Source organism: Bradyrhizobium sp. WSM1253 (genome assembly GCF_000244935.1).
Taxonomy (GTDB): domain Bacteria; phylum Pseudomonadota; class Alphaproteobacteria; order Rhizobiales; family Xanthobacteraceae; genus Bradyrhizobium; species Bradyrhizobium canariense.
Window position 1 is genome coordinate 6,399,739 of sequence record NZ_JH600073.1, and the last position, 19,241, is coordinate 6,418,979.

Here is a 19,241-nt window from a genome sequence, read left to right on the forward strand (position 1 = left end):
CGATCATTCCGGGGTTCCCTTTGGATAGGTTCCCGCCAGGCTTGGCCGCGCGCCGGCCGGCGTTCTAAGCTCCTGACATGTCCGAGGATTCCGCACCGGCCGCCCAACAACCAGTTCAAGAGCCGGACGGTCTGGCCACCAGCGCCGTTCCGCCGGGCTTGCTCGCGCTGTTCCTCGCCTTCGCCCGGATGTCGCTGGCAGGTTTCGGAGGGGTTTTGGTATTCGCCCGGCAGGCCATCGTCGAGCAGCACCGCTGGATGACGGCGGACGAGTTCAACGAGACGTTTGCGCTCTGCCATTTCCTGCCCGGGCCCAACATCGTCAATCTGTCGATGGTGTTCGGCGCGCGGCTGCGCGGAATCGCCGGCGGCATTGCCGCCTTTGCAGGGCTGTTGCTCCCGCCCACGCTGATCATGACGGTGCTCGCGATCATCTACGCCCGGTTCGGCGATGTGGACGTGCTGCGCCGCAGCCTCGCGGGCATCTCCTGTGCGGCCGTCGGCCTCTTGATCGCGGTGGTCTTCCGGATGATGACGCCGCTGCTCAAGCGGCTGGACGTCGTCGCGCTCATCCTGATGCTAGGCGTATTCCTCGCCATCGGCGTCCTTCGCCTGCCGCTCCAGGCTGTGCTTTTGGTTGCGATCCCCGTCAGCGTCGGCGCCATTTTCCTGATGCGGCGGAAGGTAGCAGCATGAACGCGGAGAACCCGATCTGGGCGCTGATCTCGACCTTCGGTCTGATGTCGCTGTTCGCGGTCGGCGGTGCCGCGGCGGCCGTGCCCGAGATGCACCGCATCGCGGTCGAGGTGCATCACTGGATGACCGACAAGCAGTTCGCCGACGCCTATGCGATCGCGCAGCTCTCACCAGGTCCGAACGTCCTTATCGTCACGTTAATCGGCTATGCCGTCGCCGGCATCCCCGGCGCCCTGGCGGCGACCTTGGCCATGTGCCTGCCCACCGCGCTGCTTGCCTATTATGTCAGCCGGCTCCTCAATCGGCCGAGCCAATCGCGCTGGCCCGGGCTGATCCAGGCTGCACTGGTTCCGCTCTCGATCGGCTTGATGGCGGCGAGCGCCCTGATCCTCGCCGAGTCGACCGATCGCACGCTTGCTGCGCTGCTTCTGACCGCGACGGTTGCAGTGGTCGCATCCGTCTCGCGCATCAATCCACTATGGATTTTGCTGGTCGGGGGCTTGTTGGGTTTTGCTGGCATTGTGTAATGAAAATGGCTAGGCAGGGATCCGGGCGGGGGCATCGATTTCCAGCCGATTAGAACAACAGTGCTCGTGGCTTACGGGTCGCGGAGGAGACATGCATGGCCGATACGATGGGCCACTCGGCGACAGCCAACCGAAACACCTCGGTGGTGATCAGCTTTTGTCTGCTGGCCATAGCGCCGCAGATTTTCGAATTCATCTGGTCGTTCGGGACGATCTTTGGCTGGGGCGCCGGACGCGGCCCGGCTGCCGTGGTGACCAGCCACGCTACGGCGCTGCTCGCGGGTGCGCCCGGCGCGTTGCTCGGGGCGGTCGGCGGTGACACCAAGAAGGCGTCCTCCGATGTGCTGCTGGCGCTGATCTATTCCTATCCGATCTTTGCGGTGGCGATTCTCACGTTCTTCATGACGATCAGGTCGGCGCAGGACTATGTCGGCGGGATCGTGTTGATGGCGCTCGCCTTGTTCGCACTGTGGGCCTCCAGCGATTTGCAGGGGATGCGCGGCTTCTCCTTCGGCGCCGGCACGGCGCCGCGGATGTTTGGCGGGCTGCTCGTCGCACTTGGCGCCGGCATCGCGTTGACGGGACTGCTGACCGACGGGCCGGGCATGGCGCACTATGCCTGGCGTGGGCCGCTCTTTGTGATGATCTCGATCGTCTTCTTCGCGCTGGCGATTCGTCCGCTTGGGGTGGTGGTTACGGCATTCGCAAGCTTCCTGATCGCGGCGATGGGCACGCATGAAACGCGCTGGCTCGAAGCGATCATCGTCGGCGCCTGCCTGACGCTCGGCTGCGCGCTGCTTTTCCCCTACGTGCTCGGGCTGCCGATGCCGATGTTCCCGCGCTTCCTGGTTCAGTGAGGGTGTGATGTTCGATCTCTTCCACAATCTGGGCCTCGGTTTCGGTGTGGTGTTTCAGATCTCCTGGTGGTCACCCTGGTGGCTCTACGGTCTGTCGCTGCCGATCTCGATCAACATTCTCATGTGCCTGATTGGCGCATTGGTCGGCACGCTGGTCGGCGTGCTGCCCGGTATCGGCACCGTCGCAACCGTGGCGATGCTCCTGCCCATCACGTTCGGATTGCCGCCGGTCGGCGCGCTGATCATGCTCGCCGGCATCTATTACGGCGCCCAGTACGGCGGCTCGACCACCTCGATCCTGGTCAATATTCCCGGTGAGGCGACGTCGGTCGTCACCGCCATCGATGGCCATCAGATGGCAAAGCAAGGCCGTGCCGGCCCGGCGCTGGCGATCGCGGCGATCGGCTCGTTCTTCGCCGGCTGCGTCGCGACCGTGCTCATTGCCGTTCTCGGTGCGCCGCTGACCAAGCTCGCGCTGGCGTTCGGCCCGGCCGAATATTTCTCGCTGATGGTGCTGGGGCTGATCTTCGCGGTGGTGCTGGCCAAGGGCTCGGTGCTGAAGGCGATCGCGATGATCGTGTTCGGCCTGATGCTGTCGATGGTCGGCTCTGACATCGAGACCGGCGCCTCGCGCATGGCGTTCAACATTCCGGAGCTTGCCGATGGTCTCGGCTTTGCGACGGTGGCGATGGGCGTGTTTGGCTTCGCCGAGATCATCCGCAACCTCGACGCCGGCGCCGAGATGAACCGCGACCTCGTGCAGCAGAAGATCACCGGCCTGATGCCGACCAGGAAGGACCTGATCGACTCGGCACCTGCGATCCTGCGCGGCACCGTGCTCGGCTCGATCCTCGGCATCCTGCCGGGCGGCGGCGCCGTCATCGCATCCTTTGCGTCCTACACGCTCGAGAAGAAGATCGCCAAGAACCCGTCGCGGTTCGGCCGCGGTGCGATCGAGGGCGTGGCGGCGCCGGAAAGCGCCAACAATGCCGCGGCGCAGACCTCTTTCATCCCGCTGCTGACACTCGGCATCCCGCCCAACGCCGTGATGGCGCTGATGGTGGGCGCGATGACCATCCACGGCATCGTACCGGGTCCGCAAGTGATGCAGAAGCAGCCGGAGCTGGTCTGGGGCATGATCGCCTCGATGTGGATCGGCAATCTGATGCTGATCATCATCAACCTGCCGCTGGTTGGAATCTGGGTGCGGCTGTTGCGCGTTCCCTACCGGCTGATGTTCCCCTCGATCGTGATCTTCTGCGCGATCGGCATCTACTCGGTGAATAACGCGCCGGTCGACGTCATCCTCGCAGGCGTGTTCGGTCTGGTCGGCTACTGGCTGATCAAGCACGATTTCGAGCCGGCGCCGCTGCTGCTCGGCATGGTGCTCGGACCGCTGATGGAAGAGAACCTGCGCCGCGCGCTGCTGATCTCGCGCGGCGACTGGAGCGTGTTCCTGACGCGTCCGCTGTCGGCCGTGCTGCTCGCGATCGCCGCTTTCCTCCTGGTGCTCACGGTGCTGCCCGCGTTGCGTGCCAAGCGCGACGAGGTATTCACGGAATCCGAAAACTAAGGGCGCCGCGCCTGCATCGGCGCGTCGTGCCTCGAACCCAGCCGGCAAGTTGGCCAGCAGGATCAATCTGATAGACGAGGGGCGGAATGCTGAGTTCCGCCCCTTGTCGTTTGCACCGGGAACGCTCACTTTTCCGGGTATAATGCGTATCGATGGCGAATCGCCGCTGTCGCAGCGCGGGGGCGGCCGCTAAATTCGCCGCCTCCCCAAAGGCTCACGCACATGCACCAGTATCAGGACCTGCTCGAGCGGATTCTTTCAGACGGCGCCGAAAAGACCGACCGGACCGGCACCGGCACGCTGTCGGTGTTCGGCCATCAGATGCGCTTCAACCTGTCTGCCGGTTTTCCGATGCTGACCACCAAGCGCCTGCCGCTGAAGGCGATCGTGCATGAGCTATTGTGGTTCCTGAAGGGCGATACCAACATCAAATATCTGCGCGACAACGGTGTCACCATCTGGGACGAGTGGGCCGACGCCAATGGCGATCTCGGCCCCGTCTACGGCCATCAGTGGCGCTCCTGGCCCGCGCCGGACGGACGCAGCATCGATCAGATCGCGAACGTGATCGACATGATCAAGCGCAATCCGGACTCGCGCCGCCTGATCGTCTCGGCCTGGAATCCGGCCGAGGTCGACAAGATGGCGCTGCCGCCGTGCCACTGCCTGTTCCAGTTCTACGTCGCCAACGGCAAGCTGTCGTGCCAGCTCTATCAGCGCTCGGCCGACGTGTTCCTCGGCGTGCCCTTCAACATCGCCTCCTATGCGCTGCTCACCCTAATGGTGGCGCAGGTCACGGGCCTGAAGGCCGGCGACTTCGTGCACTCATTCGGTGACACTCATCTCTATTCCAACCATCTGGAGCAGGCGAAGCTCCAGCTCACGCGCGCGCCGCGCGCGCTGCCGGTGATGCGGATCAATCCCGAGGTGAAGGATATCTTCTCCTTCTGTTACGAGGACTTTGAGCTCGTCGGCTACGACCCGCATCCGCACATCAAGGCCGCGGTCGCGGTCTGACGCCGATGTCGCTCAATATCCGCCGCGCGCGCCCGGGCGAGGCCGGGCTTATTCTCGCTTTTATCCGCGAGCTCGCCGCGTACGAAAAGCTTTCGCACGAGGTCGAGGCGACCGAGGCTGACATCGCCGACGCACTGTTCGGCGAGCGACAGCAAGTCCATTGCGCCTTCGCCGAGTGGAACGGCGAGCCGGTCGGCTTCGCGGTGTGGTTTGCGAATTTCTCGACGTTCAGCGGCCGCCACGGCATCTATCTCGAAGATTTGTATGTGCGGCCGTCACACCGGGGCAGGGGCCTCGGCAAGGCTCTGCTCGTGCACCTTGCCAGGGAATGCGTCGAGAACGGCTGGTCGCGGCTGCAATGGGCGGTGCTCGACTGGAACGCGCCGTCGATCGCGTTCTACAAGTCGCTCGGTGCCATCATGCTGGAGGACTGGACGCTGTGCCGCGTCACCGGTCCGGCGCTGACACGGCTTGCCGGGAGCGCGACCTGATGGAGATCGTCTTCGTCGTCGCGATCGCGGAGAACGGCGTCATCGGCGCCCGCAACGCGATGCCGTGGCGAATGAAATCCGACATGGCGCGCTTCAAGGCGCTCACGATCGGCAAGCCCGTGATCATGGGCCGCAGGACCTTCGAATCCCTGCCCCGGCCGCTTCCGGGCCGCACCAATATCGTGGTCACGCGCGATGCGAACTATCGCGCCACCGGCGCCATCGTCACGACATCGACTGCCGAGGCAGACGCCATCGCGCGCGGCGATGCCCTGCGGCGTTCGGTCACCGAGATCGCCGTGATTGGCGGTGCCGAAATCTATCGGCAATGGCTCGATCGCGCCGATCGCCTCGAAATCACCGAAGTGCATGCCCGCCCCGAGGGCGACACGCATTTCGACATCGACAGGGCCGAGTGGGATGAGGTTGAGCGCATCCGTCATCCTGCCGGACCCCACGACAGCGCCGACTACTCCTATGTGACATATCGTCGGCGGGCGGGCCATTAACCGCATTTGCCAATGTTAACATTGACTTTTCTGCCCCCAAGCTTAGCTCGGAGGGCGGCGAGGGCTGCGTTGTAAGGGACCTGCCTGTCCCCTATAAAGCCGGACCGGACAAAGCGGGCGGGGGCAATTTCACCCTGCCGAGGAGAGCGTCGAATGCCGTGGAAGAATCAGGGCGGTGGCCCATGGGGCTCGGGTCCGAAGGGACCATGGGGCAACGGCCCGCAACCGGTCGGGCCAAGGCCGCCGGATCTGGAAGATCTTCTGCGGCGCGGCCAGGATCGCCTCCAGCAGATCATGCCGGGCGGCTATTTCTCCGGCATCGGCATCACGCTGATCGTGCTGCTCATCGTCGCGTTCTGGCTGCTATCGGGCTTCTTCCGGGTGCAGTCCGAAGAGCTCGGCGTCGTGCTGCGCTTCGGCAAGCATGTCCGCACCGTGGAGCCCGGCCTGAACTATCACCTGCCGTATCCGATCGAGACCGTGCTGCTGCCAAAGGCATTGCGCGTTTCCACCATTTCCATCGGCATGACGCTGATCGACGATCCGGCGCGGCGCGGCCGCTCCATTCGTGACGTGCCGGAAGAGAGCCTGATGCTGACCGGCGACGAGAACATCGTCGACGTCGACTTCACCGTGCTCTGGCGCATCAAGCCCAACGGCGTCGGCGATTTCCTCTTCAACATCCAGAATCCCGAAGGCACCGTAAAGGCGGTCGCCGAGAGCGCGATGCGCGAGGTGATCGGCCGCTCGCAGATCCAGCCAATCCTGACCGGCGCGCGCAACGTCACCGAACAGGGCGTGCAGGAACTGATCCAGAAGACCCTGGACAGCTACGGCGCCGGCATTCAGATCAGCCAGGTGCAGATGCAGAAGGTCGACCCGCCGGCGCAGGTGATCGACGCCTTCCGCGACGTCCAGGCGGCGCGCGCCAACCTCGAGCAGCTGCAGAACGAGGCGCAGACCTACGCCAACCAGGTCGTGCCGCAGGCACGCGGACGTGCGGCGCAGATCATGCAGGCCGCCGAAGGCTACAGGGAGCAGACGGTCGCCGAGGCCAAGGGCCAGAGCTCGCGCTTCCTGAAGGTTTACGAGGAATACAAGAAGGCGCCCGACGTGACGCGTGAACGGATTTATCTGGAGACGATGGAGCGCGTGCTCGGCGGCTCGGAAAAGCTCATCTATGACGGCGGCCAGTCGGGCCAGGGCGTCGTGCCTTATCTGCCGCTCAGCGAATTGACGGCCAAGCGGCCGCCTGCAACCGGCCAGCAGACGACCGGAGGCAACCGATGAGATCTCCGGTCACAGGCATTGTCACGCTGCTCGGCCTCCTGCTCGTCGTGATCGTGGGCTACATGTCCCTGTTCACGGTGGCGCAGACCGAGCAGACCATCGTGCTGCAATTCGGCAAGCCCGTCGACGTCGTCACCGATCCCGGCCTGCACTTCAAGGCACCGTGGAATTCGGTGATCAACATCGACAAGCGCATCCTCGATCTGGAGAACCCGTCGCAGGAAGCGATCGCGTCCGACCAGAAGCGGCTCGTGGTCGACGCCTTTGCGCGTTACCGCATCAAGGACGCGCTCCGCTTCTATCAGAGCATCGGCTCGATCCAGGCCGCCAACATCCAGCTCACCACGCTCTTGAACGCGGCGCTGCGCCGCGTTCTCGGCGAGGTGACCTTCATCAACGTGGTCCGGGACGACCGCGAGAAGCTGATGCAGCGCATCCGCGATCAGCTCGATCATGAGGCCGACGGCTACGGCATCCAGGTCGTCGACGTCCGGATCCGCCGTGCCGATCTGCCCGAGCAGAACAGCCAGGCGGTCTATCAGCGCATGAAGACGGAACGCGAGCGCGAAGCCGCCGAGTTCCGCGCGCAGGGCGGCCAGAAGGCACAGGAGATCCGCTCCAAGGCCGACCGCGAGGCGACCGTGATCGAGGCGGATGCAAGGTCGCTGGCCGAGCAGACGCGCGGCGTCGGCGATGCCGAGCGCAACCGTCTGTTCGCCGAAGCCTACGGCAAGGATGCGGATTTCTTCTCCTTCTACCGCTCGATGACGGCCTATGAGAACGGGCTGCGCGCGAACGACACCCGCTTCCTGCTGCGCCCGGACTCGGATTTCTTCCGGTTCTTTGGTAACCCGTCCGGCAAGACGGCGACCACGACGCCAGCGAAGCCGTAAGTGAGACAAGGGCGGCAAGTCGGGCCTCAGGTCTGGCCGCCCCTCGTCCAGACAAGAACAGCACAACGGGAGGTTCCAATCCGATGAGGTCCATTGCGTTCACCGACTTCCTCATCGGTTTGGGCATCCTGTTCGTGCTGGAAGGCTTGATGTTCGCGGCAAGCCCGGCCTGGATGCGCAAGGCCATGAAAAGCGCGATGGCCACACCGGACAATGTCCTGCGAGCGGTCGGCATTGGTTCGGCCGTGGCCGGCTTGGTCCTGATCTGGGTTATGCGACGGCCAATTTAGCCGTCGCACCAACGCCAAAGTGAAGGCGAGGGACCGGTTTTCGCCTTATTGTCCGGGTCTTGAGGCCCGTTAAGGTCCGCGCTTGCGCCGTCCCCCCGTTCGAGCGCAGTCTTGACGCCGAATCCTTGCTTCCTGGAGATCACAATGACCGCTGCCACCATTGCCCCGACCCGTTTGCGCTTAGGGCTGGCCGCGCTCGCCGTTGGCGCTTTCAGCGCATTCGGCACACCGGCCTCTGCGCGCGGACCGGACGGCATCGCCGACGTCGCCGAGAAGGTGATCGACGCGGTCGTCAACATCTCGACCTCGCAAACCGTCGAAGCCAAGGGCGGCGGCGGCAATGCCATGCCGCAACTGCCGCCCGGCTCGCCCTTCGAGGAGTTCTTCGACGACTTCTTCAAGAATCGCAAGGGTCCCGGCGGCGGCAGCAAGGGCGGAGAGAATAGTCCGGCGCCGCGCAAGACCAACTCGCTCGGAAGCGGCTTCATCATCGACACGTCAGGCGTCGTCGTCACCAACAACCACGTCATCGCGGACGCCGACGAGATCAACGTCATCCTCAACGACGGGACCAAGATCAAGGCCGACCTGGTCGGCGTCGACAAGAAGACCGACCTTGCCGTGCTGAAGTTCAAGCCGCCGAAGCCGCTGGTGTCGGTGAAGTTCGGCGATTCCGACAAGCTGCGCCTCGGCGACTGGGTCGTCGCGATCGGCAATCCTTTCAGCCTCGGCGGCACCGTGACGGCCGGTATTGTTTCGGCGAAGAACCGTGACATCTCGTCAGGTCCGTACGACAGCTACATTCAGACCGACGCCTCCATCAACCGCGGCAATTCCGGCGGTCCGCTGTTCAACCTCGATGGCGACGTCATCGGCGTCAACACATTGATCATCTCGCCCTCCGGCGGCTCGATCGGCATCGGCTTCGCCGTACCGTCGAAGACGGTCGCGGGTGTGGTCGACCAGCTCCGCCAGTTCGGCGAGTTGCGCCGCGGCTGGCTGGGCGTGCGCATCCAGAGCGTTACCGACGAGATCGCCGAGAGCCTCAACATCAAGCCGCCGCGCGGCGCGCTGGTTGCCGGCGTCGACGACAAGGGCCCGGCCAAGCCGGCCGGCATCGAGCCCGGCGACGTCGTCGTCAAGTTCGACGGCAAGGACGTCAAGGACCCGAAGGATCTGTCTCGCGTGGTCGCCGACACGGCGGTCGGCAAGGAGGTCGACGTCGTCATCATCCGCAAGAGTCAGGAGGAGACCAAGAAGGTCACGCTCGGCCGGTTGCAGGATCCCGACAAGGTGCAGGCCGCAGTGAAGACCGACGAGCCTCCGCCTGAAAAGACCGTGACGCAGAAGGCGCTCGGCCTCGATCTCGCGGCGCTGAGCAAGGACCTGCGTGCGCGCTACAAGATCAAGGACAGCGTCAAGGGCGTGGTCGTCACCAATGTCGACGCCAATTCGGACGCCGCCGAGAAGCGCCTCTCCGCCGGCGACGTCATCGTCGAGGTGGCGCAGGAGGGCGTCTCCAGCGGCGCCGACATCCAGAAGCGGGTCGACCAGCTCAAGAAGGACGGCAAGAAGTCGGTGCTGCTGCTGGTGTCGAACGCCGACGGCGAGCTGCGCTTCGTGGCGTTGAGCGTGCAGTAAGGGGCACGAGTCGCCACACATTCACTGTCATGCTCCGCGAAAGCGGGGCATCCAGTACGCCGCGGCTTTTCCGTATCCTCGCCCTGTCTCTGGAATACTGGATCACCCGCTTTCGCGGGTGATGACAGCGGAGAGGAGGCTACGCCTCCACGAACTCCTCGCGTCGATACCCCTGGGCATACAGCAGCGCGGTGAGATCGCCATGATCGATCCGGGCTGCCGCAGCCGCGGCCACCGCAGGCTTGGCATGATACGCCACGCCCAGCCCAGCCGCCTGGATCATCGCGAGATCATTGGCGCCGTCGCCGACCGCCAGCGAGTCGACGTCGTCGAGATCGAACGACTCCATCAGATCCACCAGCGTCGCGAGCTTTGCCGCGCGCCCCAAAATCGGCTCCTTCACCTCGCCGGTGAACTTGCCGTCGCGGACGACGAGCTCGTTGGCGCGGTTCTCCTGGAAACCGATCCTGGTGGCGACCGCACTGGTGAACAGTGTGAAGCCGCCGGAGACGAGACAGGCATAGGCGCCATGGGCGCGCATGGTCGCGACCAATTCGCGGCCACCCGGCGTCAGCGTAATGCGCTTGGCCAGCACCTCGTCGACGGCACTGGCGGGGAGGTCTTTGAGCAGCGCGACGCGCTCGCGCAGCGCCGGCTCGAACTCGACCTCGCCGCGCATCGCACGCTCGGTGATGGCTGCCACATGGGCCTTCACCCCGACGCAATCGGCGAGCTCGTCGATGCATTCCTGGCCGATCATGGTGGAATCCATGTCGGCGAGAAAAAGCTTCTTGCGCCGGAAGCCGACTGGTTGCACCACGATATCAATCGGTAGGTCGCCGCGAAGCTCGCGGAGCCGCTGTTCGATGGCGTGACGGTCGCCTTCGAGGTTACTGTCGGCGCCGAAGGGGATGTCGACTGCCACCCCGTCGAACAGCCAGTGCGCGGGAGCTGCCTGAGGCAGCACGGCGCGGGCTCCGTCGACGATGGTCGAGTCGAGCGCGGGGTTATTCGGGTTGCAGATCAGCGTGGCAACGAGGGACATTTGAGGTTTTCGTGAGCGAGGGGCAAGTCGGCAGAGGGCATGTTGGCAAGGCCGTGCTTATCGCAGGCCCGACCGCCAGCGGCAAGTCGGCGCTCGCGATCGAGCTTGCGCTCGCTGCGAACGGGGTCGTGATCAATGCCGATTCCATGCAGGTCTACCGCGACCTCCGCATCATCACCGCGCGCCCCACCCTAGGCGACGAGGCGCAGGTGCCTCATCGCCTGTACGGCCATGTCGATGCGGCCGTGAATTTTTCGGCCGGAGCCTGGGTGAGTGACGCGGCGAGGGCGCTTGAAGAGGCGCAAGCCGAAGGCCGCCTGCCGATCTTCATCGGCGGCACCGGGCTGTATTTCAAGGCGCTGACGGCGGGCCTTTCCGTGGTGCCGCCAATCCCCGCCGAGGTGCGCGAGGACGTCCGGGCGCGGCTGGAGCGGAACGGCGTTGAGGCGATGCACGCGGAACTCGCAGCCGCCGATCCCAGGGCGGCCGAGCGATTGAACCTGCGTGACCGCACGCGCATTGCGCGCGCGCTCGAAGTGGTCGAAGCCACCGGCCGTTCGCTGCTGGACTGGCACCATGAGGGGCAGCCGCCGCTCTTGCCCAAGGACAGTTTTCGCGCTGTGTTTCTCGCGCCCGAGCGCGACGACCTCTATGCGCGCATCGACGCCCGCTTTGATGTCATGTTGGAGGCCGGCGCGCTGGAGGAGGTCGAGCGTCTCGCCGCCCGAGGCCTCGATCCGTTGCTGCCGGCGATGAAGGCTCACGGCGTGCCGGCCCTGGTCCGGCATCTGCGTGGTGAGCTCAGCCTGGAGCAGGCGGCCACCATCGGCCGCGCCGACACCCGCCACTACGCCAAGCGGCAGTTCACCTGGTTTCGGCACCAATTGCCCGAATTCGAGTGGGTGAAGCCGGAGGGGGTGCGGGGCTGGCTGGCGGCGGCGGTGAACGCGGCCCGGGACCCCGGTTGACACGCTTTTGTGCCTCGGTCGCCGAATTTACCTCTCGCCCAACCCCGGGAACGCCGCTACACTGCCAAAATCGCGCAGGAACGGCCGCATCGCCTTGACATCCGGGCTTTGGCCGCTATGTTTCGCGCAACCTTTGGGAAGCCGAGCCGCCGCCATGCGTAATATTATTACCAAACTCCTTATCGCCGTCGTACCCAGGCACACCGCCGGGGGTGGCTAGCTGCCATCCACATGACAGGCGGTGTGCATGGGCCCTCTTCGGGGCCTTTTTTATTTCCGAAAACCCGACACGAACGAAGCCGCTGACAACAGCGCATCCGGAGCAAGCCAATGAGCGACAAGAGCCACGATCCGAACCAGATGACCGGCGCCGCAATGATCGTCCGCGCGCTCATCGATCATGGCGTGACCGACATTTTCGGCTATCCCGGCGGCGCGGTGCTTCCGATCTACGACGAGATCTTCCAGCAGAGCGAAGTCCAGCACATCCTGGTCCGCCACGAGCAGGGGGCGGGCCACGCCGCCGAGGGCTATGCGCGTTCGACCGGCAGGCCGGGCGTTGCACTGGTGACCTCCGGCCCCGGCGCCACCAACATGGTGACGCCGCTCACCGACGCGCTGATGGACTCGATCCCGCTGGTCTGCATCTCCGGCCAAGTGCCGACGCATCTGATCGGCAACGACGCGTTCCAGGAATGCGACACGGTCGGCATCACGCGCCCCTGCACCAAACACAACTGGCTGGTGCGCGACGTCAACGATCTCGCAAAGGTGCTGCACGAGGCGTTTTACGTTGCGACCACGGGTCGGCCGGGCCCGGTGCTCGTCGACGTGCCCAAGGACGTGCAGTTCGCGACCGGCACCTATCATCCGCCGCGCAAGTCCGACGTGCATCGCTCCTACGCGCCGCGCGTGAAGGGCGATGCGACGCAGATCCGCAAGGCCGTGGCGCTGCTCGCAGGCGCCAAGCGCCCCGTGATCTACAGCGGCGGCGGCGTGATCAATTCCGGTCCCGAGGCCACCAGGCTGCTGCGCGAGCTGGTCGAGGTCACCGGCTTTCCGATCACCTCCACGCTGATGGGCCTCGGCGCATATCCCGCGTCGGGCAAGAGCTGGCTTGGCATGCTCGGCATGCACGGCACCTACGAAGCCAACATGACCATGCATGATTGTGACGTCATGCTGTGCGTCGGCGCGCGCTTCGACGACCGCATCACCGGCCGCGTCGATGCGTTCTCGCCGGGCTCGAAGAAGATCCACATCGATATCGACCCGTCCTCGATCAACAAGAACATCCGCGTCGACGTGCCGATCATCGGCGACTGCGGCAACATCCTCGGCGACATTCTCCAGGTGTTCAAGGCGGAGGCGAAGAAGCCCGACATCAAGGCCTGGTGGCAGCAGATCGCGCAGTGGCGCGCCCGCAACTCGCTCTATTACAGGAAGAGCAACGACGTCATCCTGCCGCAACACGCGATCCAGAGCCTGTTCGAGGCGACGCGCGGCAGGGACACCTACATCACCACCGAGGTCGGCCAGCATCAGATGTGGGCCGCGCAGTTCTACGGCTTCGAGGAGCCGCATCGCTGGATGACCTCGGGCGGTCTCGGCACCATGGGCTACGGCCTGCCGGCCGCGGTCGGCGTGCAGGTTGCCCATCCCGACAGTCTCGTCATCGACATCGCGGGCGATGCCTCGGTGCAGATGACGATGCAGGAGATGTCGACGGCGGTGCAGTACGAGCTGCCGATCAAGATCTTCATCCTGAACAACCAGTACATGGGCATGGTGCGGCAGTGGCAGCAGCTGCTCCATGGCAACCGGCTGTCGCATTCCTACTCGGAGGCGATGCCGGACTTTGTCAAGCTCGCGGAAGCCTATGGCGGGGTCGGCATCCAGGTGCACAAACCCGGCGATCTCGACGGCGCCATCCAGGAGATGATCTCGGTCAAGCGCCCGGTGCTGTTCGACTGCCGCGTCGCGTCGCTGGAAAATTGTTTCCCGATGATCCCCTCCGGCAAGGCGCACAACGAGATGCTGTTGCCGGAGCAGGCGAACGACGAAGCCACCGCAAAGGCGTTCGCCGGCGGAAAGGCGCTTGTGTGAGCGTGATCGTCACAAATTCCGCTGTCATCGCCCGGCTTGACCGGGCGATCCAGTATGCCGCGGCCTCTCGATCGCTCTCGGGGGCCTCTGGAATACTGGATCCCCGCCTTCGCGGGGATGACAGTCGCGAGAGATGGAGTGATGAGAAGGTGAAATGTTCGACCTGAACGAACTCGGACGCGCACATGCGATCGTGGGGCAGGCGGTGCCGCCGACGCCGGCGCACGCCTGGCCGCTGCTCGCCGAGCGGCTCGGCACGCAGGTCGTGGTCAAGCACGAGAATCACACGCCGACAGGCGCCTTCAAGGTGCGCGGCGGGTTGGTCTATCTCGATCGGCTGAAGCGCGAACGGCCGAACATTCCGGGCATCATCTCGGCGACGCGCGGCAATCATGGTCAGAGCCTCGCTTTTGCGGCGAGCCGCCATGGCGTGCCTGCCGTGATCTATGTGCCGCGCGGCAATTCGGTCGAGAAGAACCGCGCGATGAAGGCGTTTGGCGCAGAGCTCGTTGAACATGGCGAGGACTTTCAGGCCGCACGCGAGGAGGCCGGGCGCCACGCGCAGTTCGCCGGACTGCACATGGTGCCGTCGTTCCATACGGACCTGGTGCTGGGCGTGGCGACCTATGCGCTCGAAATGCTCCGGGCCGCTCCCGATCTCGACGTCCTCTATGTGCCGATCGGGCAGGGCTCGGGGATCTGCGGCTGCATCATGGCGCGCGATCTGCTCGGCCTGAAGACCGAGATCGTCGGCGTGCAGTCGACCGAGGCGCCGTCCTACGCGCTGTCGTTCGCGGCGGGCCACGTCGTGACGACCGAGACCAGCAACACGCTCGCGGACGGCATGGCGACGCGGATTCCCGATCCGGAAGCGCTCGCGGTCATCCTCAAGGGCGCCTCGCGTATCGTCCAGGTGACGGACGATGAGATCGCGCTCGCGATCCATGCGCTCTGGACCGATACGCATAATCTCGCCGAAGGCGCCGGCGCCGCCGCGCTCGCCGCAGCGCTTCAGGACAAGTCAAGACTGTCGGGCAAGCGCGTCGGTCTCGTGCTGTCAGGCGGCAATATCGATTTCGATCTGTTCCGCGGTTGGGTCGGGACGGATGCGCCGGTCGCTCGTCGGGCGACGGCGTAACGACGAGAATGAAGGGGACGACAATGAACCAGCCCGCATCCGCCTACTTCATCGAGGAGCGCCACGACCCGAACGAGACACACACGCTTTCGGTGCTCGTGCAGAACGAGCCCGGCGTGCTCGCGCGCGTCATCGGACTGTTCTCGGGGCGTGGCTACAACATCGAAAGCCTCACCGTCTCGGAGACCGAGAGCCAGAAGCATCTCTCGCGCATCACCATCGTCACCACCGGTACGCCCATGGTGATCGAGCAGATCAAGCATCAGCTCGACCGCATGATCCCGGTCTATCGTGTCGTCGACATGACGCTGACCAAGCGCTCGATCGAGCGCGAGCTCGCAATGGTCAAGGTGCGCGGACAGGGCGAGCATCGCGTCGAGGCGCTGCGGCTGGCGGACGCGTTCCGCGCCCGCGTGATCGACGCCACCACCGAGAGCTTTGTGTTCGAGATCACAGGCAATACCGAGAAAATCAATCAGTTTATCGACCTGATGCGTCCGCTTGGCCTCGTCGAAGTGTCGCGCACCGGTGTTGCCGCGATTGGTCGCGGGCCTGAAGGAATGTGAGCCATGCTGGCGCGCGACTGGTATTACAACGAGCGGAACCGGATGGGGATCGGGCCCGCTGTGGCGTCGATCTACGACAGCCACGACGATGCTGATCTACGGGCGCGCGCCGCGCTGAAAATGCTCGGCGTCCAGCGCGGCTGGCGCATCGCCGATATCGGTTGCGGCAACGGCGTGCTCGCGACCGAGGCTGCGCTCATGGGCGCCGAGGTCGACGCCATCGACATCTCGCCCGCGATGCTGGCGCTCGCCGAGATCTACGCGCGCGACCGCAAGGCGCCCGTGCGCACGCAGTCCGCCGGCCTGCTCAGCTTCGCCTACCGGCCGGAATCCTATGACCTGATCGTCAGCGAGTTCACGCTGCACCATCTGCCGGATTTCTGGAAGGCGGTGGCGATGTCGCGGATCTATCGCGCGCTCAAGCCCGGCGCCACGTTCTATTTGCGCGACATCGTCTACGCATCGATGCCCGATGTGCTCGAGCGCGACGTCGAGCAATGGGCCGACTTCGAGATCAAGAACCACGATGTCCCGCGTGAAAGCGTCGTCACCCACATGCGCGACGAGTATTCCACTTTTGGTTGGGTCATGGAGCGGATGCTGACCGACGTCGGCTTTACGCTGGTCTCGGCCGATTACCACGCCCCGATGCACGGCACTTATCTGCTGCGAAAACCCAATTCTTCCACGTAAAGGCCGGCGAGCAAGGCTAAAGCTGTGAGAGCAAACTGCAACTACGATGTAGCTGCGCTCCCTCCCCCGCTTGCGGGGGAGGGCTGGGGAGAGGGTGTCTCCGCAATCGAGAATCCCCAAGAGGAGAGAACCCTCACCCGCGCCTTCGGCGCGACCTCTCCCGCAAGCGGGAGAGGTTAGGAGTTTGGAATGAAGCCGGCCGACATCCTCATCGCCATCCTGGTGGCGATCATCTGGGGGCTTGCCTTTGTGGCGAGCCGGATCGCGCTCGACGAATTTTCGCCGGAGCTGATGACGGCGATGCGCTTCACCATTGCCGCGGTCCCGTGCCTGTTCATTCGCAAGCCGAAAGTCGCCTGGTCGCTCCTGATCGCGATCAGCTTTACGCTCTTTCTCGGCCAGTTTCTGAGCCAGGCCTATGGCATCGCCCATGGCGTGCCAGTCGGATTGACTTCCGTCGTCGTGCAGAGCCAGGCGCTGTTCACGGTCGGCTTTGCCGCGATCGCATTCGGCGAGCGGCCGACGCCGGTTCAGACGCTGGGCATCGTCATCGCAGCCGTCGGGCTTTTGATGATCTGCGGCACGGTCGGCTATGATTTCAGCGTCGGTGCCTTCGCCGTGCTGATGATCGCGCCGGTCAGCTTTGCGCTCGGTAATATCCTGCTGAGGGGCGCTCGCGGCGTGCCGATGTTCGATCTGTTCGCCTGGTTGTGCCTCGCCACCGCGGTGCCGCTGTTCGCGCTCACGCTGGTCGTCAATGGACCGTCGCCGACCTGGCAGTCACTGATCCACATGTCGCTCACCGGCCTGATTTGCCTGCTGTTGATCGGCGGCATCTCCACCAGTATCGCCTATTGGCTGTGGGGCCGGCTGCTGCGTGACTATCCCACCGCGCAAGTGGTGCCGTTCGCGCTGCTGGTGCCGTTCGTCGGCTCGGCCGCGTCCAGCATCATGTTCGGCGAGCGCTTCGGTCCGCTGCGCCTTGCCGGCATGCTCACGGTGATCGGCGGTATCGCTGTGATGGTGCTGGCGAAGCGCCCCGAGGCGGTACCCCAGAGGACCGCAGCCGAAGGCCGCGTGAGGTAAGCATGTCCCAGTCGCTGCTGTATGCCTTCCTCGCCTTCATGGCCGTGATGTATTTCACGCCTGGGCCGAACAACATCATGTTGCTGTCCTCGGGGCTGACTTATGGCTTCCGTCGCACGATTCCCCACATCGCCGGCGTCGTCATCGGCTTCGCCTTCATGATTGCAGCGGTCGGCTTCGGGCTCGGCACAGTGTTCCTGGCTTATCCGATCCTGCAGACCATTCTAAAATATGCCGGTGCCGCCTACCTGGTCTACCTCTCCGCCGTGATCGCTTTATCGGGTCCGGCGAAGCCGGGCGAGGGAGACGGCCGGGGTCCGATGACCTTCCTGGGCGCCGCCATGTTCCAATGGATCAACGCAAAAGGCTGGGTGATCGTGATCGGCACCATCACCGCCTATGCGGCTATCGCCCAATTCCCGCTCAACATCGCGATCCAGACCTTGATCAGCCTGCTCGTGGGCACGGTCTCGACGGTAGCCTGGGTCTTCTTCGGCACCGCATTGCGGGCGGTCCTGACCTCCGTGCGGCTGGTCCGCGCCTTCAACATCCTGATGGCCATCCTGCTGCTGGCGTCCCTCTATCCCGTGGTCATGGATGCATGATGCCCCGACTTTCCATGCAGAAACGGGTTTCCCAGGGGGCCGAAAATGCTCTAGACAGCCCCCGAAATCCGCAAATTTCACCGTCCGAGACCTGACTGACAAGACCTGACCAACGGCCGATTTCGGCCCCTGAACGAGGAAACGACCATGCGTGTTTATTACGATCGCGACGCCGACCTGAACCTGATCAAGGGCAAGAAGGTCGTCATCGTCGGCTATGGCAGCCAGGGCCACGCCCATGCGCTGAACCTGAAGGATTCCGGCGTCAAGGACGTGGCGATCGCGCTCCGCAAGGGTTCGGCCTCGGCCAAGAAGGCGGAAGCTGCCGGCTTCAAGGTGATGGAAGTCGCCGAGGCCGCCAAATGGGCCGACCTCGTCATGATGCTGACCCCGGACGAGCTCCAGGGCGACATCTACCGCGAGCACCTGCATGACAACATGAAGAAGGGCGCCGCCCTCGTCTTCGCGCACGGTCTCAACGTCCACTTCAACCTGCTCGACCCGCGCGCCGATCTCGACGTTCTCATGATCGCGCCGAAGGGCCCCGGCCACACTGTGCGCTCGGAGTATCAGCGCGGCGGCGGCGTGCCCTGCCTGATCGCGATCGCCAAGGACGTCTCGGGTAACGCCCACGACCTCGGCCTGTCCTACGCCTCCGCCGTCGGCGGTGGCCGTGCCGGCATCATCGAGACCACCTTCAAGGAAGAGTGCGAGACCGACCTGTTCGGCGAGCAGGTGGTGCTCTGCGGCGGCCTGGTCGAGCTGATCAAGGGTGGCTACGAGACGCTGGTCGAAGCCGGCTACGCCCCGGAGATGGCCTATTTCGAGTGCCTGCACGAAGTGAAGCTGATCGTCGACCTGATCTATGAAGGCGGCATCGCCAACATGAACTACTCGATCTCCAACACCGCGGAGTACGGCGAGTACGTCACCGGTCCGCGCATTGTCACCGACGAGACCAAGAAGGAGATGAAGCGGGTTCTGAACGACATCCAGTCCGGCAAGTTCGCCCGCGACTGGATGCTCGAGAACAAGGTCAACCAGACCTCGTTCAAGGCGACCCGCGCCAAGCTCGCCGAACACCCGATCGAGGAAGTCGGCGCCAAGCTGCGCGACATGATGCCCTGGATCAAGAAGGGCGCTCTGGTCGACAAGAGCAAGAACTAACGGCAACGACGTGGTTACCGGGGGCGCGACGGAGCGCCCCCGGGCCTCCGTCCATCTTCGCCGGTTTCCCGCGCTTGCGCAGAC

20 protein-coding genes are annotated in these 19,241 nt (G+C 64.5%); 19 read left to right on the top strand and 1 reads right to left on the bottom strand.

Translation table 11 applies throughout. The features are described 5' to 3' along the window. Window positions 1–77: 77 nt before the first annotated feature. From BRA1253DRAFT_RS31210 to BRA1253DRAFT_RS31260, 11 genes are all read left to right on the top strand, one after another. Window positions 78–695, top strand: a complete 618-nt coding sequence (locus BRA1253DRAFT_RS31210; RefSeq protein ID WP_007600970.1) for a chromate transporter — start codon at window positions 78–80, stop codon at window positions 693–695. After that, window positions 692–1,222, top strand: a complete 531-nt coding sequence (locus BRA1253DRAFT_RS31215; RefSeq protein WP_007600971.1) for a chromate transporter — start codon at window positions 692–694, stop codon at window positions 1,220–1,222. Before BRA1253DRAFT_RS31210 ends, BRA1253DRAFT_RS31215 begins: the two co-directional genes overlap by 4 nt. 95 nt (window positions 1,223–1,317) lie before the next feature. After that, a complete protein-coding gene (locus tag BRA1253DRAFT_RS31220; protein ID WP_007600972.1) occupies window positions 1,318–2,079 on the top strand; it encodes a tripartite tricarboxylate transporter TctB family protein in 762 nt (253 codons plus the stop codon). Window positions 2,080–2,086: 7 nt separating this feature from the next. Next, on the top strand, window positions 2,087–3,652 hold the full coding sequence (locus tag BRA1253DRAFT_RS31225; protein ID WP_007600973.1) for a tripartite tricarboxylate transporter permease: 1,566 nt from the start codon (window positions 2,087–2,089) through the stop codon (window positions 3,650–3,652). Between the two features lie 222 nt (window positions 3,653–3,874). Then, a complete protein-coding gene (locus tag BRA1253DRAFT_RS31230) occupies window positions 3,875–4,669 on the top strand; it encodes a thymidylate synthase (RefSeq protein ID WP_007600974.1) in 795 nt (264 codons plus the stop codon). Between the two features lie 5 nt (window positions 4,670–4,674). After that, on the top strand, window positions 4,675–5,160 hold the full coding sequence (locus tag BRA1253DRAFT_RS31235; RefSeq protein WP_007600975.1) for a GNAT family N-acetyltransferase: 486 nt from the start codon (window positions 4,675–4,677) through the stop codon (window positions 5,158–5,160). Continuing rightward, on the top strand, window positions 5,160–5,669 hold the full coding sequence (locus BRA1253DRAFT_RS31240) for a dihydrofolate reductase (protein WP_007600976.1): 510 nt from the start codon (window positions 5,160–5,162) through the stop codon (window positions 5,667–5,669). The genes BRA1253DRAFT_RS31235 and BRA1253DRAFT_RS31240 overlap by 1 nt, the downstream gene beginning before the upstream one ends. 153 nt (window positions 5,670–5,822) lie before the next feature. After that, complete coding sequence (gene hflK, locus BRA1253DRAFT_RS31245; protein ID WP_007600977.1) at window positions 5,823–6,959, top strand: FtsH protease activity modulator HflK; 1,137 nt, start codon at window positions 5,823–5,825, stop codon at window positions 6,957–6,959. Next, a complete protein-coding gene (gene hflC / locus BRA1253DRAFT_RS31250) occupies window positions 6,956–7,852 on the top strand; it encodes a protease modulator HflC (RefSeq protein WP_007600978.1) in 897 nt (298 codons plus the stop codon). Before hflK ends, hflC begins: the two co-directional genes overlap by 4 nt. Window positions 7,853–7,935: 83 nt before the next feature. Next, window positions 7,936–8,142, top strand: coding sequence for a DUF2065 domain-containing protein (locus BRA1253DRAFT_RS31255; RefSeq protein ID WP_007600979.1), 207 nt, complete (start codon window positions 7,936–7,938; stop codon window positions 8,140–8,142). A gap of 144 nt (window positions 8,143–8,286) precedes the next feature. Continuing rightward, on the top strand, window positions 8,287–9,783 hold the full coding sequence (locus BRA1253DRAFT_RS31260) for a Do family serine endopeptidase (RefSeq protein ID WP_007600980.1): 1,497 nt from the start codon (window positions 8,287–8,289) through the stop codon (window positions 9,781–9,783). Between the two features lie 139 nt (window positions 9,784–9,922). On the opposite strand, the gene serB is transcribed toward BRA1253DRAFT_RS31260, so the two are convergent. Continuing rightward, the gene (gene serB, locus BRA1253DRAFT_RS31265) at window positions 9,923–10,828 is read right to left on the bottom strand and encodes a phosphoserine phosphatase SerB (RefSeq protein ID WP_007600981.1); all 906 of its coding nucleotides are present in this window, start codon (window positions 10,826–10,828) and stop codon (window positions 9,923–9,925) included. Window positions 10,829–10,839: 11 nt separating this feature from the next. Here serB and miaA point away from each other — a divergent pair, with 11 nt between their 5' ends. The 8 genes from miaA to ilvC all read left to right on the top strand — a co-directional run bounded on the left by miaA (window position 10,840) and on the right by ilvC (window position 19,157). Beyond that, window positions 10,840–11,796 (top strand): tRNA (adenosine(37)-N6)-dimethylallyltransferase MiaA, encoded by a 957-nt coding sequence (gene miaA / locus BRA1253DRAFT_RS31270; RefSeq protein ID WP_007600982.1) that lies wholly within the window; start codon window positions 10,840–10,842, stop codon window positions 11,794–11,796. Window positions 11,797–12,126: 330 nt separating this feature from the next. Next, window positions 12,127–13,902 carry an acetolactate synthase 3 large subunit gene (locus tag BRA1253DRAFT_RS31275; RefSeq protein WP_007600983.1) on the top strand — a complete coding sequence of 592 codons (1,776 nt, stop codon included), beginning with the start codon at window positions 12,127–12,129 and terminating at the stop codon, window positions 13,900–13,902. A 154-nt stretch (window positions 13,903–14,056) separates the two neighbouring features. Beyond that, on the top strand, window positions 14,057–15,040 hold the full coding sequence (locus tag BRA1253DRAFT_RS31280; RefSeq protein WP_007600984.1) for a threonine dehydratase: 984 nt from the start codon (window positions 14,057–14,059) through the stop codon (window positions 15,038–15,040). 23 nt (window positions 15,041–15,063) lie between these two features. Then, window positions 15,064–15,606 carry an acetolactate synthase small subunit gene (gene ilvN / locus BRA1253DRAFT_RS31285; protein ID WP_007600986.1) on the top strand — a complete coding sequence of 181 codons (543 nt, stop codon included), beginning with the start codon at window positions 15,064–15,066 and terminating at the stop codon, window positions 15,604–15,606. A 3-nt stretch (window positions 15,607–15,609) separates the two neighbouring features. Further along, window positions 15,610–16,299: a class I SAM-dependent methyltransferase gene (locus BRA1253DRAFT_RS31290; RefSeq protein ID WP_007600988.1), complete on the top strand. Its 690-nt coding sequence runs from the start codon at window positions 15,610–15,612 to the stop codon at window positions 16,297–16,299. A gap of 189 nt (window positions 16,300–16,488) precedes the next feature. Continuing rightward, window positions 16,489–17,385 (top strand): EamA family transporter, encoded by an 897-nt coding sequence (locus BRA1253DRAFT_RS31295; protein ID WP_007600990.1) that lies wholly within the window; start codon window positions 16,489–16,491, stop codon window positions 17,383–17,385. Window positions 17,386–17,387: 2 nt separating this feature from the next. Then, window positions 17,388–17,990, top strand: coding sequence for a LysE family translocator (locus BRA1253DRAFT_RS31300; protein WP_007600991.1), 603 nt, complete (start codon window positions 17,388–17,390; stop codon window positions 17,988–17,990). Between the two features lie 147 nt (window positions 17,991–18,137). Continuing rightward, window positions 18,138–19,157 (top strand): ketol-acid reductoisomerase, encoded by a 1,020-nt coding sequence (gene ilvC / locus BRA1253DRAFT_RS31305; protein ID WP_007600992.1) that lies wholly within the window; start codon window positions 18,138–18,140, stop codon window positions 19,155–19,157. Window positions 19,158–19,241: the final 84 nt, after the last annotated feature.

Excerpts from the sequence above, each read along its gene's own strand:
- hflK (WP_007600977.1), top strand. The coding sequence starts at position 5,823 with ATGCCGTGGAAGAATCAGGGCGGTGGCCCATGGGGCTCGGGTCCGAAG.
- BRA1253DRAFT_RS31220 (WP_007600972.1), top strand. The coding sequence starts at position 1,318 with ATGGCCGATACGATGGGCCACTCGGCGACAGCCAACCGAAACACCTCG.
- BRA1253DRAFT_RS31280 (WP_007600984.1), top strand. The coding sequence starts at position 14,057 with ATGTTCGACCTGAACGAACTCGGACGCGCACATGCGATCGTGGGGCAG.
- BRA1253DRAFT_RS31230 (WP_007600974.1), top strand. The coding sequence starts at position 3,875 with ATGCACCAGTATCAGGACCTGCTCGAGCGGATTCTTTCAGACGGCGCC.
- BRA1253DRAFT_RS31225 (WP_007600973.1), top strand. The coding sequence starts at position 2,087 with ATGTTCGATCTCTTCCACAATCTGGGCCTCGGTTTCGGTGTGGTGTTT.
- BRA1253DRAFT_RS31210 (WP_007600970.1), top strand. The coding sequence starts at position 78 with ATGTCCGAGGATTCCGCACCGGCCGCCCAACAACCAGTTCAAGAGCCG.
- BRA1253DRAFT_RS31295 (WP_007600990.1), top strand. The coding sequence starts at position 16,489 with ATGAAGCCGGCCGACATCCTCATCGCCATCCTGGTGGCGATCATCTGG.
- ilvN (WP_007600986.1), top strand. The coding sequence starts at position 15,064 with ATGAACCAGCCCGCATCCGCCTACTTCATCGAGGAGCGCCACGACCCG.
- BRA1253DRAFT_RS31260 (WP_007600980.1), top strand. The coding sequence starts at position 8,287 with ATGACCGCTGCCACCATTGCCCCGACCCGTTTGCGCTTAGGGCTGGCC.
- hflC (WP_007600978.1), top strand. The coding sequence starts at position 6,956 with ATGAGATCTCCGGTCACAGGCATTGTCACGCTGCTCGGCCTCCTGCTC.
- BRA1253DRAFT_RS31275 (WP_007600983.1), top strand. The coding sequence starts at position 12,127 with ATGAGCGACAAGAGCCACGATCCGAACCAGATGACCGGCGCCGCAATG.
- ilvC (WP_007600992.1), top strand. The coding sequence starts at position 18,138 with ATGCGTGTTTATTACGATCGCGACGCCGACCTGAACCTGATCAAGGGC.
- BRA1253DRAFT_RS31290 (WP_007600988.1), top strand. The coding sequence starts at position 15,610 with ATGCTGGCGCGCGACTGGTATTACAACGAGCGGAACCGGATGGGGATC.
- serB (WP_007600981.1), bottom strand. The coding sequence starts at position 10,828 with ATGTCCCTCGTTGCCACGCTGATCTGCAACCCGAATAACCCCGCGCTC.
- BRA1253DRAFT_RS31255 (WP_007600979.1), top strand. The coding sequence starts at position 7,936 with ATGAGGTCCATTGCGTTCACCGACTTCCTCATCGGTTTGGGCATCCTG.
- BRA1253DRAFT_RS31240 (WP_007600976.1), top strand. The coding sequence starts at position 5,160 with ATGGAGATCGTCTTCGTCGTCGCGATCGCGGAGAACGGCGTCATCGGC.
- BRA1253DRAFT_RS31235 (WP_007600975.1), top strand. The coding sequence starts at position 4,675 with ATGTCGCTCAATATCCGCCGCGCGCGCCCGGGCGAGGCCGGGCTTATT.
- BRA1253DRAFT_RS31300 (WP_007600991.1), top strand. The coding sequence starts at position 17,388 with ATGTCCCAGTCGCTGCTGTATGCCTTCCTCGCCTTCATGGCCGTGATG.
- BRA1253DRAFT_RS31215 (WP_007600971.1), top strand. The coding sequence starts at position 692 with ATGAACGCGGAGAACCCGATCTGGGCGCTGATCTCGACCTTCGGTCTG.